Below are 14609 nucleotides of genomic sequence, written 5' to 3' on the forward strand. Positions count from 1 at the left end.
CGGCGCGAGAGTTCCGCAAGCGGAACTCTTTATTCTGAAAAGGAGGATATTATGGAATTACAGAATGCATTGGAAACAAGAAGAAGTATCCGGAAATATCAGGCAAAACCGGTGGAGCCTGAGAAAATCCGCCAGATGATCCAGGCGGCTATTCTTGCTCCGTCCTGGAAGAATTCTCAGGTTACGAGATATTATGTCGCACAGTCTGAAGAGGCACTGCAAAAGGTAAGAGAAGCGCTGCCGGAGTTTAACCGTAATAATACAAAAGATGCCCCGGTTCTGATCGTTTCCACCATCGTTAAGGGCCGTTCCGGATACAATGTGGATGGTACTGCCTCCAATGAACTGGAAGACGGCTGGGGATGCTACGACTGCGGCATGCAGAATATGAATCTGCTTCTGAAAGCGACCGAACTTGGTCTGGGAACCCTTGTAATGGGAATCCGGGATGCCGGGAAACTGAAAGAGGTATTTGAGATTCCGGAAGAAGAGATCGTTGTCAGCGTGATCGGAGTCGGATATGCGGATGTAGATCCGGAAATGCCGAAGAGAAAAAGCGTCGATGAAACCGCGAAATTTTATTAAATTCAAATCTGAAAACAAAACTGCCGGATTCCCTGATGAACCGGCAGTTTTTGTTTAACAGGAAACTTCATTCCCTGTTAAACAAAAAGGCTCCGCAGGATGCGTACTCGCGCAAAGCAGAAAATTAGTCGCTAAAGCGACTGCGCTCGGCGCAAGAGTTCCTCTTGCGGAACTCTTTGTCATATCCCGGCCGGACATTTCATACTACTAGTCAAAAAGGGGGAAGCTGGCACATATGCAGAGACGCAGAGGATATATGCAGTTTCTGATACTGGTTCTTCTTCTGATTCTGGAAGGAGCTGCCATTCCCAAATTTCAAAATGACGCATCCTATTTTTCCCTTGGCAAAAGCGTTGTTTCGGAAGAGTTTTTCCGCAGTCATGAACTGACAGAGGAGATGGTCTCGTATATGAGAACTTCCAAAGAACCGGGACGGGCGGCCGGACTGTTTCTTCTGGAACAGAACTTCCACTCGGATATTTCTTTTCCTTCACTGACAAAGCAGAATTTTCAGAAGATCGAAAAACAGTGGCGGGCCAGCCCGTCTTATTCCGCCTATATGGCAGCCTGCGAAAAGATCTGGGCGGATGTCCGGTATTTTCCGGTTATGTTCTGGAAAGAGGAGCCGGATCTTACCGTCACCTACGAAGATTCCTGGATGTATGAGCGGACTTACGGAGGAAAGAGGGGACACGAGGGGACGGATCTGATGGCATCCGAAAATAAAAGAGGGATTTTCCCGATTGTCAGCATGACGGATGGAACGGTCACAAGTAAAGGATGGCTTCCGAAAGGAGGATGGCGGATCGGGATCACGGCACCTCACGGAGGCTATTTCTATTACGCTCATCTGGATTCTTACGCGGATGTGGAAATCGGGGAGGAGATAGAGGCGGGCGACCTGATTGGGTATATGGGTGACAGCGGATACGGAGACGAGGGGACAACGGGTAAATTCCCGGTACACCTGCATCTTGGGATTTATCTGGAAGAGCCGGACGAAGAAATCAGTATCAATCCATACTGGATTCTCCGATATGTGGAAGACTCCAAACTTTTCTGTAGAAAAAGTGACTGAAGCATGGAGAATTTGCTGCAGGTATGGTATACTGACTCTGTATGCGAAAGGAGAAAATATGGAGTTACCAAAAGCATTTGAAGAGAAAATGAAAACCCTCCTGGGTGAAGAATTTGATGCATATACGGCCTGCTATGAGGAGCCGCGCTACTATGGCCTCCGTGTCAATACTTCCAAAATCAGCGTGGAAGAATTCCAAAAGATCTGTCCGTTTTCCATTACCCCGGTTCCGTGGATCGAAAACGGATTTTATTATGACGGAGAAAAAGAAAGCCCGGCCAGACACCCGTATTATTACGCAGGTCTTTATTATCTGCAGGAGCCAAGTGCCATGACACCGGCCAACCGCCTGGATATTACACCGGGGGAGAGGGTGCTGGACGTCTGTGCCGCTCCCGGCGGAAAGGCAACGGAACTTGGAGCGAAGCTTCAGGGAGAGGGCGTGCTGATCGCCAATGATATCAGCAACTCCCGGGCCAAGGGACTTTTAAAGAATCTCGAACTGTTCGGAATCGGAAATATGCTTGTTCTGAGCGAGGAGCCGGGAAAGCTGATGGACTACTTCCCGGAATATTTTGATAAAATTCTGATCGACGCTCCGTGCTCCGGCGAAGGGATGTTCCGGAAAGATAAAAAGATGATGAAGGCATGGGAGGAACACGGCCCTGAGTTTTTCTCAAAACTTCAAAGAAGCATTCTGACCCAGGCCGCAGCAATGTTGAAGCCGGGCGGAATGCTTCTGTATTCCACCTGTACGTTTGACCCGCTGGAAAATGAGGGAAGCGTCTCCCGGCTTCTGGAACAGTATCCGGAGTTTGAACTTCAGGAGATCCGCCCATATGAAGGATTCCGGGAAGGACGCCCGGAATATGCTTCCATCCGTCAGGAAGAGTTTCGTAAAACCGTCCGGATTTTCCCACATCACATGAAAGGCGAGGGACATTACCTTGCCCTTCTGAAAAAGGGGAACGGGGAAGGTTCCGAAACACAGACATCCAGGATTCACCCGGCGAAAGGAAGAAGTGCTTCCTACGAGAAACTGCCGGAAGATCTGAGAAATTTCTTACAGCTTGTGCACCGCCCGTTTGATGCCGGCCGGTTTGATATCCGTAAAGAACGGGTTTACTATATGCCGGAAGGGCTGCCGGATCTTACCGGCATCCGCTTGTTACGAAGCGGTCTTCTCATCGGAGAACTGAAAAAAGGAAGATTTGAGCCAAGCCAGGCGCTTGCGATGAATCTGAAAAAAGACGAATATGAGAATATTCTCGATTTTCCGCTTTCAGATGAGCGTGTAATTAAATATCTGAAAGGTGAGACGATTCTCACCGATGATCTGACCGGGCCGAAAGAAAAGGGATGGTATCTCGTCTGCGTGGACGGATATCCACTTGGATTCGGAAAGCTTTCCCAGGGCACGTTGAAGAACAAATATCTTCCAGGATGGAGATGGATGTCATCATGATGCGGTTAGATCGGATTTTAACAGAGATGGGAGCAGGCAGCCGGCAGGAAGTCAAAAAGCTGATCCGCAAAGGACAGGTCAGCGTGGATGGAGAGATCATCAAAAAGCCGGAGGTCAAAGTAGAGGAAAAAACCGCCAGGATCCGGTGCCTTGGCATTTCGTACCGGTATGAGCCTTATGTTTATTATATGCTCCACAAACCGGCCGGTGTCGTATCTGCGACAGAGGATTCCAAAGAGCGGACCGTACTGGAGCTGCTGGAAAATCCGGCAAGAAAAGATCTGTTTCCGGTGGGACGCCTTGACAAGGACACAGAGGGGCTTCTGCTTCTGACAAACGACGGAGAGCTGGCCCATCGTCTCCTGTCACCGAAAAAGCATGTAGATAAGACATACGAGGCTGTCATTTCCGGTATTGTCACGGAAGAGGACGCAGCCGCATTTGCACGGGGAGTGGATATCGGAGACGATACTCTGACACTTCCGGCAGTGCTGGAAATTTTAAATACCGATCCGGAGCAGAATTGTTCCGAAATTTCCATCACAATACAGGAAGGACGCTATCACCAGATCAAACGGATGTTTGAGGCGGTTGGAAAGCACGTTGTCTATCTGAAACGAATCCGGATGGGGACACTGAATCTGGATCCGGCGCTCCCAAAAGGAGCATCGCGCCGGCTGACAGAAGAAGAAATTGATGCGTTAAAACAGGCCTGGGCAAAGGAGAGCTAAATGAGAACAGATATGACTGAAAAAACAAAAGCAGTGATCTTTGACATGGACGGGACCCTGATCGACTCCATGTGGATCTGGCCGGACATTGATTCATATTATGTAAAAAAATATCATCTGGAGCTTCCGGATGATTTTCACAGAGCGATCGAGGGAAAGTCCTACCATGAGACGGCACAGTATTTCCGGGATACATTTGACATGGCACTATCGACCGAAGAAATCATGGACGAATGGACCAGCCTTGCCTACCAGAGATATACCGAGGAGGTCACGTTGAAACCGGGAGTGGAGGAATTCCTCCGGTATGGGAAGGAAAACGGAATCCTGTTCGGAATTGCGACGAGCAACGGAAGGACTCTTGCTGAAGCAGCACTGAAAGCGCTTCAGATCGATACCTATTTTACGGCCATGCGGACTTCCGGGGAGGTAAACGTTGGAAAGCCGTCTCCGGATATTTACCTCAAGGTGGCTGAGGACATGCAGGTCCGGCCGGAGCACTGTCTTGTGTTCGAGGACGTGCCGATGGGGATTCTGGCAGGAAAACGCGCGGGCATGCAGGTGTGCGCCGTCTACGATGAGTTTTCCCGTCCACTGGATCAGGAAAAGAAAAAACTTGCCGACTATTACATCCATGATTTTCACGATGTAATGGATCGCATCAAAGAGAGGAACACAGATGGAAAATAAGTTTTTACCGGTCTCCCGAAGAGAGATGGAAGAGCGGGGATGGGATCAGGTTGATTTTGTCTACATCAGCGGAGACGCCTATGTAGACCATCCGTCCTTTGGACACGCCATCATTACAAGACTTCTGGAGGCTCATGGATACAGAGTCGGGATCATTGCACAGCCGGACTGGAAGGACAAGAACAGCATTACCGTTTTCGGGGAGCCAAGACTTGCATTTCTTGTATCGGCCGGAAATATGGATTCCATGGTCAACCATTACAGCGTTTCCAAGAAGCGCAGAAGCCAGGACGCCTATACGCCGGGCGGCGTCATGGGGAAACGTCCTGATTACGCCTGCGTCGTCTACGGAAATCTGATCCGCCAGACGTACAAAAAGACGCCGGTGATTCTCGGCGGAATCGAGGCAAGTCTCAGAAGACTGGCCCATTACGATTACTGGTCTGACCGGCTGAAACGCTCCGTGCTTCTGGATTCCGGAGCGGATCTGATTTCCTACGGAATGGGAGAACGCTCCATTGTGGAAATCGCAGATGCATTGAACGCCGGAATCCGGGTGGAAGACCTGACTTATATTGACGGGACAGTCTGCAAGGTCAAAGACCGGGAAGCGATATATGACGCCGTGGAGCTGCCGGCCTATTCCGAGCTTCAGAAAGACAGGCTTCGTTATGCCGAGAGTTTCTATACCCAGTACTGTAATACGGATCCGTTTACGGCAAAGCGGCTGATTGAGCCGTATTCGGAGCACGTCTATGTCGTACAGAATCCGCCTGCAAAGCCGTTGTCCCAGACCGAGATGGACGATGTGTACGCGCTTCCTTACATGCGGACCTATCATCCGATGTACGAAAAGGACGGAGGAATTCCGGCCATCTCAGAAGTGAAATTCAGTCTGATCAGCAACCGGGGATGTTTTGGTGCCTGCAGTTTCTGCGCACTGACATTCCATCAGGGCAGAATCATTCAGACAAGAAGTCATGAGTCCCTTGTTGAGGAGGCGAAACTTCTGACGGAGGAGCCGGATTTCAAAGGATATATTCACGATGTAGGCGGACCGACTGCCAACTTCCGGCATCCGGCCTGTGACAAGCAGCTGACTCACGGAGCATGTAAGCACAGACAGTGCCTGTTCCCGAAACCATGCAAAAATCTGAATGTGGATCATAAAGACTACCTGAAGCTCCTGCGAAGCCTCCGGGAAATACCGAAGGTCAAGAAGGTCTTTATCCGTTCCGGTATCCGGTTTGATTATGTCATGGCAGATCCGGATGATACCTTTATGCGGGAGCTTTGCGAATATCACGTAAGCGGGCAGCTCAAAGTAGCGCCGGAACATATTGCGGACCCGGTTCTTCAGATGATGGGAAAACCTGAGAATTCCGTGTACCGCGCATTTACTGAAAAATATAAAAAGATCAACGAACAGCTTGGAAAGAAACAGTATCTGGTGCCATACCTGATGTCGTCTCACCCGGGCTCCACCTTAAAAGAGGCGGTGGCTCTTGCGGAATATCTGCGGGATCTTGGTTATATGCCGGAACAGGTGCAGGACTTTTATCCGACACCGTCCACCATCTCCACCTGTATGTACTACACGGGAGTCGATCCAAGGACAATGAAGCCGGTTTATGTACCGAAGTCCCCGCATGAAAAGGCGATGCAGAGGGCGCTGATTCAGTACCGGAATCCGAAAAACTATGAGCTGGTCATGGAAGCTCTCAAAAAAGCAGGGCGGGAAGATCTGATTGGGTTCGGAAAGCATTGTCTGATCCGTCCGAGGCAGACAAAAGAGGACCGGTATTTTGCAAAAAAACGGCAGCAGTCAAAGGAGGCTGCCGCACCGAGGAAAAAGAAAACCATCAGAAATACACATAAGAAAAAGAAAAAATAGCAGCAGGGAGGAATGTATATGAGGATTGCAGTTGTGACAGGAGCATCTTCCGGGATCGGGAGAGAGTTTGTAACCCGGATCCCCGCATTTTACAGGCAGCTTGATGAGATATGGATCACGGCCAGAAGAGCGGAAAGGCTGGAACAGGTCAAAAAGACCGTGGAGGAGAAAACCGGGATCTATGTCCGGATTTTTGCAGGCGATCTGGAAAAAGATCTGATCTATAAGCAAATCTTAAACCGCCTCGAGAATCAGAATCCGGATGTCCGGATGCTTGTAAATGCCGCCGGATTTGGAAAAATCGGAGAGGCAAAAGAGATTGCCGGGCACGATCCGCAGGCCCAGCTTCGGATGATCGACGTCAACTGCCGCGCGCTCACGAAAATGACGCTGATGATCCTCCCGTACATGAAAAAGGGAAGCAGGATTTTAAATATATCAAGCGGGGCAAGCTTTTGCCCGCAGCCTGGATTTACAGTTTACGCGGCAACAAAGGCGTATGTCACCAGCTTCTCCAGAGGACTCGCCGAAGAGCTGAAAAAAGACGGAATCATTGTGACAGCGGTCTGCCCGGGACCTGTGGATACGGAATTCTTTGAGGTGTCCGGAACCAATAACAGCAAGGCCAAACAGGCAACGATGGTTTCGGCGCAGGATGTAGTCCGGACCGCACTGCTGGATGCAAAAATGAAAAAGCCTGTTTCTGTTCATGGAACATTGATGAAAGGGGCAAGGATCGCCGGTAAACTGATGCCGGAGAATGTCATCTTTTACGCCATGGACAAATGGATGAAATAAAGGGGAGCATTTATGAAAATTACAAAAGGGATGCCAGGTTATATCAAGGACCAGAAGAAAAAGCGGATCCTGATCACCATCCTTCTTTTTGGGATCAGCATTGCCGTCTTTCTGACCGGATATCTGACAACACACACGAGAAACAATCTGCTTACCATCGTGGCGATTCTGGGATGCCTTCCGGCCGCCAGATCCGCTGTCGGAATGATTATGCTGCTGCCATACCGGTCTTTTGAGGAAGAGAAAGTCAGGGAGGTGGAAACAGCGGCTGCCGGAATTCTTTCCGCTTATGACATGGTGCTTACCAGCTCGGAGAAAGTAATGCCTGTAGATGTACTCCTGATTTCCAGACACCTGATCTGCGGGTATGTTTCCAGAACCAAGGTTCCTCCGGCAGAGGTGGAGGCATATCTCGCCCGGATACTGAAAGAGAATCATTACGACAAAGTAACAGTCAAAATTTTTACTGACTACGATTCCTTTCTGAAGCGGGCCGAAAGTTTTGGAGAAACAAAGCAGAAATCAGAAGGGCAGCCGGACAGAGCGGTGCGTGAAATGCGCCGGCTGATCCTGACGGCTGCGGTATAGGAGAATCCAATGCAGACAATCAGAATTGAAAAGAATGATGCCGGGCAAAGAGCGGACAAGTTTTTGTCCAAATACCTGTCCAAGGCACCAAAAAGCTTTATCTATAAAATGATGCGGAAAAAAAACATCACCCTGAATAAGAAAAAGATGACGGGGAGCGAACATCTTACCGGGGGAGACCTTATCCAGATGTTTCTCTCCGATGAGACGATCGAAAAATTTTCCGAAAGCAAGTCCCAGGGGCCGGCTGTCAGGGATCAAAAAGCACTGGCCGGAAAGCTTCAGGTACTTTATGAAGATGAGGATGTACTGTTTGTCAACAAGCCGTGCGGACTGCTCTCGCAGAAAGCATCGCCCGGCGACATCTCTCTGGTTGAGTATCTGACAGCCTACCTGCTGGAAAAGGGGGAGATCACACCGGAAGAGCTTCGGCGTTTCCGCCCGTCCATCTGTAACCGCCTGGACCGGAATACAAGCGGCATTGTGACAGCCGGGAAAAGCCTGCGGGGCCTTCAGGTGTTGAGCGGGATGTTGAAAGACCGTTCTGTTCGGAAGTATTATCGGACCATCGTGTACGGACAGATGAAAGAGCCTGTCCGGGCCTGCGGTTTCCTGACCAAGGACGAGCAGCATAACAAAGTATCGATCAGTTCCAAGCCTTCCGAGGGCAGCGTCCCGATCGAGACCGAATATGTTCCAATTCAGACAGGGGCGAAGCACACCCTTCTGGAGGTGCACCTGATTACCGGACGGACCCATCAGATCCGGGCACACCTTGCTTCCCTCGGATATCCGATTATCGGAGATTACAAATACGGAAACCGGAGAGAAAACGACCGTCTGAAAAAGGAGTTCGGACTGACACACCAGCTTCTTCATGCATACCGGATGGAGTTCCCGGAAGAAACGGCAGAACTGAAAAAGCTGTCCGGCCTGATCGTCCGGGCGGAGCTTCCGAAACAGTTTGAGATGATTCAAAAAGTATATATTTAGAGTGAAAAAGGAGCAGCAACATGGCCACATGGACATCGAGAGGACTGCGGGGTTCTGCCCTGGAGGACTATATCAATCACACAAATGAACAATACCGCAACAAAGGCCTTGCTCTGATTCAGAAGATTCCAACGCCGATCACTCCGGTCCGGATCGACAAAGAACACCGGCACATTACCCTGGCGTATTTCGACCAGAGAAGTACCGTCGATTATATCGGCGCCGTGCAGGGGATTCCGGTCTGCTTCGATGCCAAAGAGTGCGCGGCGGACACCTTCCCGCTTCAGAATGTACACCGGCATCAGGTAGAATTTATGGAGGAATTTGAGCGTCAGGGAGGGATCGCCTTTCTGCTGATCCTCTACACGGGAAGGACAGAGCTTTACTACATGCGTTTTCAGGAACTGAAGCGGTTCTGGGAACGGATGGAGAAAGGCGGAAGAAAAAGTATCCGGTATGAAGAACTGGATCCCGAATTTTTCTTCACATTGAAAAGCGGGTGCATGGTTCCTTATCTGGATGAGATACAGAAAGATCTTGACAAAAGAGAGTAAGATTTTTATAATATTCGTTGTAATTTCAATTTAACATGGTAGCATGATAAAGTGAACAAAAAGAAAAAGAGAAAGAGTGGATAAGACATGAAACAGAAAATTTTACACACACCGGAAGGGGTACGGGACATTTACAAAGTAGAGTGCCGGAAAAAGCTGGCACTGCAGGATAAGCTGCATCACGTCCTGCATCTTTATGGCTATCATGATATACAGACGCCGACCTTCGAATATTTTGACGTATTCCGAAAAGAGATCGGAACGATTTCTGTGAAGGAATTATATAAATTTTTTGACCGGGAGGGAAATATCCTTGCGCTTCGGCCGGATATTACGCCTTCTGTTGCCAGAGCTGCTTCGGCTCTGTATGAAATCGAAGAAAAGCCGCTTCGGCTTTGCTATATAGGAAACACGTTTATCAACCATTCCCGCTATCAGGGACGCCTGCGGGAGAATACACAGCTTGGCGCCGAGTATATCGGGGTAGATTCCAAGGATGTGGATGCGGAAATGCTGGCAATGGTTGTGGACTGTTTAAGACAGTCCGGTCTTGAGAATTTCCAGATCAGCGTAGGGAATGTCGGATTCCTGTACAGTCTCATGAAGGAAGCCAAACTTCCGCCGGAATATGAGGAACACCTGCGGCAGCTGATCTCAAACCGGAATTATTACGGTGTGACGGAGCTCCTGGACGAGGCAAATGTCAAACCGGAGATGAAAGAGCTGTTCGGCCATCTGCCGGAACTGGTAGGAGGACCGGAAGTTCTTGATAAGGCGATGGCGATTGCGCCGAACGAGCTTGCAAAACGCGCCATCAAACGTCTGAAAGATACATATGAAATTCTGAAAGCATATACCGTACAGAAATATATCACATTTGACCTGAGCATGAGCGGTGCATACGGCTATTATACAGGCGTGATTTTCAGAGCATATACATTCGGCACCGGAGACGCGGTTGTCAAAGGAGGCCGGTACAATCATCTGATGGAAAAATTCGGAAAGCGGGCGCCTTCCATCGGATTTGCCGTTATTATCGATGAACTGATGAATGCCCTTGCAAGACAGCATGTGCAGATTTCCTACGAAGAGAATGCTGCTATCATTGTCTATGCGGATTCCCAGCGCAGACAGGCGATCAGCCTTGCGAAAGAATTCCGGGCACGACAGAACAGTACGGAACTGTTCTGCAAAAAGGCCAAAGAATCCCTGGATTATTACATCCAGTACGGTAAGAAAAATCAGGCGGAGAATCTCCTCTATCTTCCGGAAAACGGAGAGATCGAGATGATTAACCTGAAAACCGGGGAACGGAAAACAATCGGACAGAAGAAGGAGGAGGAACAGTCATGAGATATTTGACCTTTGCCCTCTGTAAAGGGCGCCTTGCAAAACAGACGCTGGAGCTTCTGGAGCAGGTTGGCATTACCTGTGAGGAAATGAAAGACAAGTCCTCGCGCAAACTGATTTTTGTAAACGAAGAGCTGAAACTCCGGTTTTTCCTTGCAAAAGGGCCGGATGTTCCGACTTATGTAGAGTACGGAGCCGCGGATATCGGTGTGGTCGGAAAGGATATTATTCTGGAAGAGGACCGGAAAGTCCACGAAGTACTCGACCTGAAATTCGGCGCCTGCCGGATGTGTGTCTGCGGACCGGAAAGCGCAAAGGAGCTTCTGGGACACCGGGAGATTATCCGGGCAGCCACAAAATATCCGAATATCGCAAAAAATTATTTCTTCGACCAGAAGCACCAGACGGTGGAGATCATCAAACTGAACGGTTCCATTGAACTTGCTCCGATCGTCGGGCTTTCCGAAGTAATTGTAGATATCGTTGAGACTGGAACGACATTGAAAGAAAACGGACTGAAAGTTCTGGAGGAAGTCTGCCCGCTTTCCGCAAGAATGATCGTCAATCCGGTCAGCATGAGAATGGAAAATGACAGAATCCGGGAACTGATCACCGGACTGAGGGAAATTTTAAAGTAAAGGCGGGATAGAAGATGAGAATCCAGAAATTGACAGAAGAGACAAAACAGAACCTTTTACAGGATCTGTTAAAGAGAAGTCCGGACAGTTATGGAGAATACGAAGAGCGGGTTGCCGCGATTCTGAAGCAGGTAAAAGAAAAAGGTGATGAGGCGCTCTTTGCCTATACCGAACAGTTTGACCACGCCCATCTTACAAAAGAAACGGTTCGGGTATCCGAAGAGGAGATTGCAGAGGCATATGAAAAAACAGACAAAAAGCTGATCGGTGTAATCAGAAAAGCGCTGGAAAATATCAGAAGCTACCACGAAAAGCAAAAGCAGTACAGCTGGTTTGACAGCAAGCCGGACGGTACGCTTCTCGGACAGAAAGTCACCCCGCTGAAACGTGTGGGTGTTTACGTGCCGGGCGGGAAGGCGGTCTATCCTTCTTCCGTACTGATGAATGTGATCCCTGCAAGGATTGCCGGAGTGGACGAGATCATCATGGTGACGCCTCCGGGAAGGGATGGAAAAGTCAGTCCGCATACGCTGGTTGCGGCAAAAGAAGCAGGAGTGGACGCGATCTATAAAGTCGGCGGGGCTCAGGCCATCGCTGCCCTTGCCTACGGGACAGAGAGTATTCCGAAGACGGACAAGATTGTAGGACCGGGTAATATCTATGTTGCCCTTGCAAAAAAAGCAGTTTACGGATATGTCAGCATTGACTCGGTAGCGGGACCTTCGGAAATTCTGGTTATCGCAGATGAAACCGCAAATCCAAGATATGTTGCGGCGGATCTTCTTTCCCAGGCAGAGCACGACGAACTTGCTTCTGCGATTCTGGTAACGACAAGCGCCGAACTGGCAGAGAAGGTATCCGACGAAGTGGATGGATTCTTAAAGGAACTTTCCCGTGCGGAGATTATACAGAAATCACTGGATAATTACGGATATATCCTTGTTGCCCAAACGATGGAGGAAGCCATCGAGACAGCCAATGAAATTGCAAGCGAACATCTGGAAATTCTGACGAAAAATCCGTTCGATGTGATGACAAAGATCCGAAATGCAGGAGCTATCTTCCTTGGAGAGTATGCAAGCGAACCGCTTGGGGACTACTTTGCAGGACCGAACCACATTCTGCCGACAAATGGAACAGCGAAGTTTTTCTCTCCGCTTTCTGTCGACGATTTTATCAAGAAGTCCAGCATTATTTCCTACTCCAGAGATGCGCTTGAGAAAATTCACGAGGACATCGAATATTTTGCGCAGGCAGAGCAGCTGACCGCTCATGCCAATTCGATCAAAGTACGGTTTGAAAAAGAGGGGGAATAGCGATGCCGGAGCGAATTTCAGAACAACACAGAAAGACGAAAGAGACGGATATTTCCGTCCGCCTGAATCTGGACGGGACCGGAAAGACAAAGATCCGGACCGGAATCGGATTTTTTGACCATATGCTGGAAGGGTTTGCAAGGCACGGCCTTTTTGACCTGGAAGTGCAGGTAGAAGGCGATCTGAACGTAGATACGCATCACACCATCGAGGATACCGGGATTGTTCTTGGACGGGCGATCGCAGAAGCAGTCGGCGATAAAAAAGGGATCCGGAGGTTTGGATTCTTTCTCCTTCCAATGGATGAAACACTCTCCCTTGCGGCAATCGATCTTTCCGGTCGTCCGTTTCTGAAATATCAGGCAGAGTTTACCGTGGAAAAGATCGGAGAAATGGATACGGAGATGATCCGGGAGTTTTTCTATGCAGTATCCTACAGCGCCATGATGAATCTGCATCTGAAAATCGTAGATGAAGGAAACAATCATCATATGGCGGAGGCGCTTTTTAAAAGTTTTGGAAAGGCTCTTCACATGGCCGTTTCCTTTGAGCCTGGTATGACGGAAGTATGGTCTACAAAAGGAAGCTTATAGAAGAAAGGAACTGAAAACAGATGAGTTATAAAAGAATTGTTCCCTGCTTGTTTTTATGGCAGGGAAAAGCAGTCAGATGGTTCGATGATATGGATGTTCTCTCGGAAGACGCGGTTGCTCTTGCAAAGCATTACAGCGATAAGGGAGCAGACGAGCTTCTTGTATTCGACCTTTCTGATTCGGATGAGGATCATGAGGAGTCCATCGACCTGCTGAAAAAAATCACAAAATCAGCCGGGATCCCTGTTGTAGCAGGAGGAAATATCAAACGTCTGGAAGATGTGAAAAAGATACTTTACACCGGAGCTAAACGGGTCGTTCTGAATTTCTCCAAAGCAAGCTCTGTAAAAATGCTGGAGGAAGCGTCCAAGAGATTCGGAAAAGAGAAAACGGCCGTTTCTCTGAATGATTTTGATACCCTTTTCAAACAGCAGCATCTGATTGAAAAATACAGCAGCGAGATCATTTTCATGCACAGACTGGATCTGAACTCTGTGATGACACTGACAGAAATTCCATATGTGGTCCTGACCGATACGATGGAAGAATCTGAGATTTTCCGGATTCTGAAAAGTCCGGGGGCAAGAGGTATTTCCGGAAAATTTGTCAGCCGCATGGATATGGATTTTCATCTCTTTAAGACAAAATGTCAGGAATGCGGCATCCAGATGACTTCCTTTGAGAGCGTACTTGATTTCTCGGATTTCAAGCTGAATTCCGACGGCCTGATTCCTGTTATCGCGCAGAATTACAGAACAGGCGAAGTGCTGATGCTTGCCTATATGAATGAAGAAGCATTTGACCGGACGGTGAAAACCGGAAAAATGACATATTACAGCCGGAGCAGACAGTGTCTCTGGACAAAAGGAGAGACATCCGGTCATTTCCAGTATGTCAAATCTCTGACCATCGACTGTGACAAGGACACCCTTCTTGCAAAAGTAGAGCAGATCGGAGCAGCCTGCCATACCGGAAATCCGACTTGCTTTTTCCAGACTATCGCAGGCACGGATTATGATGAAACCAACCCGCTTCAGATTTTTGAAACCGTATATGGCACGATCCTGGACCGGAAGAAGAATCCAAAAGAAGGATCATACACCAATTATCTCTTTGATAAAGGAATTGATAAAATTCTGAAGAAGGTGGGAGAAGAGGCGGCAGAGGTCATTATTGCAGCCAAGAATCCGAACACAGAGGAGCTGAAATACGAGCTCTCCGACTTCCTTTATCATGCCATGGTGCTGATGGTAGAGCGGGGACTTGACTGGAACGACATTATTCAGGAATTATCTGACAGACACTAGCATACTTTGGAAAGACAGGGTATATTATG

15 protein-coding genes and 1 pseudogene are annotated in these 14609 nt (G+C 48.8%); all 16 read left to right on the forward strand.

Features of this window, described 5'->3' with window-relative positions; translation table 11 throughout:
- Positions 1-51: 51 nt before the first annotated feature.
- The 16 genes and pseudogenes from H6A32_RS04760 to hisIE all read left to right on the forward strand — a co-directional run bounded on the left by H6A32_RS04760 (position 52) and on the right by hisIE (position 14580).
- Positions 52-585 carry a nitroreductase family protein gene (locus tag H6A32_RS04760; protein WP_118636296.1) on the forward strand — a complete coding sequence of 178 codons (534 nt, stop codon included), beginning with the start codon at positions 52-54 and terminating at the stop codon, positions 583-585.
- Positions 586-820: 235 nt separating this feature from the next.
- A complete protein-coding gene (locus tag H6A32_RS04765) occupies positions 821-1663 on the forward strand; it encodes a M23 family metallopeptidase (RefSeq protein WP_243424854.1) in 843 nt (280 codons plus the stop codon).
- A 58-nt stretch (positions 1664-1721) separates the two neighbouring features.
- On the forward strand, positions 1722-3128 hold the full coding sequence (locus H6A32_RS04770; RefSeq protein ID WP_087167842.1) for an RsmF rRNA methyltransferase first C-terminal domain-containing protein: 1407 nt from the start codon (positions 1722-1724) through the stop codon (positions 3126-3128).
- Complete coding sequence (locus H6A32_RS04775) at positions 3125-3859, forward strand: pseudouridine synthase (protein WP_242960113.1); 735 nt, start codon at positions 3125-3127, stop codon at positions 3857-3859. The genes H6A32_RS04770 and H6A32_RS04775 overlap by 4 nt, the downstream gene beginning before the upstream one ends.
- The gene (locus H6A32_RS04780; RefSeq protein WP_242960114.1) at positions 3860-4549 is read left to right on the forward strand and encodes an HAD family hydrolase; all 690 of its coding nucleotides are present in this window, start codon (positions 3860-3862) and stop codon (positions 4547-4549) included.
- Positions 4539-6443, forward strand: coding sequence for a YgiQ family radical SAM protein (locus H6A32_RS04785; RefSeq protein WP_087167843.1), 1905 nt, complete (start codon positions 4539-4541; stop codon positions 6441-6443). The genes H6A32_RS04780 and H6A32_RS04785 overlap by 11 nt, the downstream gene beginning before the upstream one ends.
- 18 nt (positions 6444-6461) lie before the next feature.
- Positions 6462-7241 (forward strand): SDR family NAD(P)-dependent oxidoreductase, encoded by a 780-nt coding sequence (locus H6A32_RS04790; RefSeq protein ID WP_087167844.1) that lies wholly within the window; start codon positions 6462-6464, stop codon positions 7239-7241.
- A 12-nt stretch (positions 7242-7253) separates the two neighbouring features.
- Positions 7254-7829 carry a hypothetical protein gene (locus H6A32_RS04795; protein WP_087167845.1) on the forward strand — a complete coding sequence of 192 codons (576 nt, stop codon included), beginning with the start codon at positions 7254-7256 and terminating at the stop codon, positions 7827-7829.
- A gap of 9 nt (positions 7830-7838) precedes the next feature.
- Positions 7839-8822: an RluA family pseudouridine synthase gene (locus H6A32_RS04800; protein WP_087167846.1), complete on the forward strand. Its 984-nt coding sequence runs from the start codon at positions 7839-7841 to the stop codon at positions 8820-8822.
- A gap of 20 nt (positions 8823-8842) precedes the next feature.
- Complete coding sequence (locus H6A32_RS04805; RefSeq protein WP_087167847.1) at positions 8843-9376, forward strand: Holliday junction resolvase RecU; 534 nt, start codon at positions 8843-8845, stop codon at positions 9374-9376.
- Between the two features lie 87 nt (positions 9377-9463).
- Positions 9464-10729: an ATP phosphoribosyltransferase regulatory subunit gene (gene hisZ, locus H6A32_RS04810; protein ID WP_087167848.1), complete on the forward strand. Its 1266-nt coding sequence runs from the start codon at positions 9464-9466 to the stop codon at positions 10727-10729.
- Entirely contained in the window at positions 10726-11364 is a 639-nt protein-coding gene (gene hisG, locus H6A32_RS04815; RefSeq protein ID WP_087167849.1) for an ATP phosphoribosyltransferase, read from the forward strand. The genes hisZ and hisG overlap by 4 nt, the downstream gene beginning before the upstream one ends.
- Before the next feature lie 14 nt (positions 11365-11378).
- A complete protein-coding gene (gene hisD / locus H6A32_RS04820) occupies positions 11379-12680 on the forward strand; it encodes a histidinol dehydrogenase (protein WP_087252346.1) in 1302 nt (433 codons plus the stop codon).
- 2 nt (positions 12681-12682) lie between these two features.
- Entirely contained in the window at positions 12683-13273 is a 591-nt protein-coding gene (hisB, locus tag H6A32_RS04825; protein WP_087167851.1) for an imidazoleglycerol-phosphate dehydratase HisB, read from the forward strand.
- A gap of 20 nt (positions 13274-13293) precedes the next feature.
- Positions 13294-13671: pseudogene (locus tag H6A32_RS17005) on the forward strand (HisA/HisF-related TIM barrel protein); the annotation flags it as partial.
- Between the two features lie 270 nt (positions 13672-13941).
- Positions 13942-14580: a bifunctional phosphoribosyl-AMP cyclohydrolase/phosphoribosyl-ATP diphosphatase HisIE gene (gene hisIE, locus H6A32_RS17010; protein WP_430749573.1), complete on the forward strand. Its 639-nt coding sequence runs from the start codon at positions 13942-13944 to the stop codon at positions 14578-14580.
- Positions 14581-14609: the final 29 nt, after the last annotated feature.

Source organism: Drancourtella massiliensis, from assembly GCF_016900655.1.
Classification (GTDB): domain Bacteria; phylum Bacillota; class Clostridia; order Lachnospirales; family Lachnospiraceae; genus Sellimonas; species Sellimonas catena.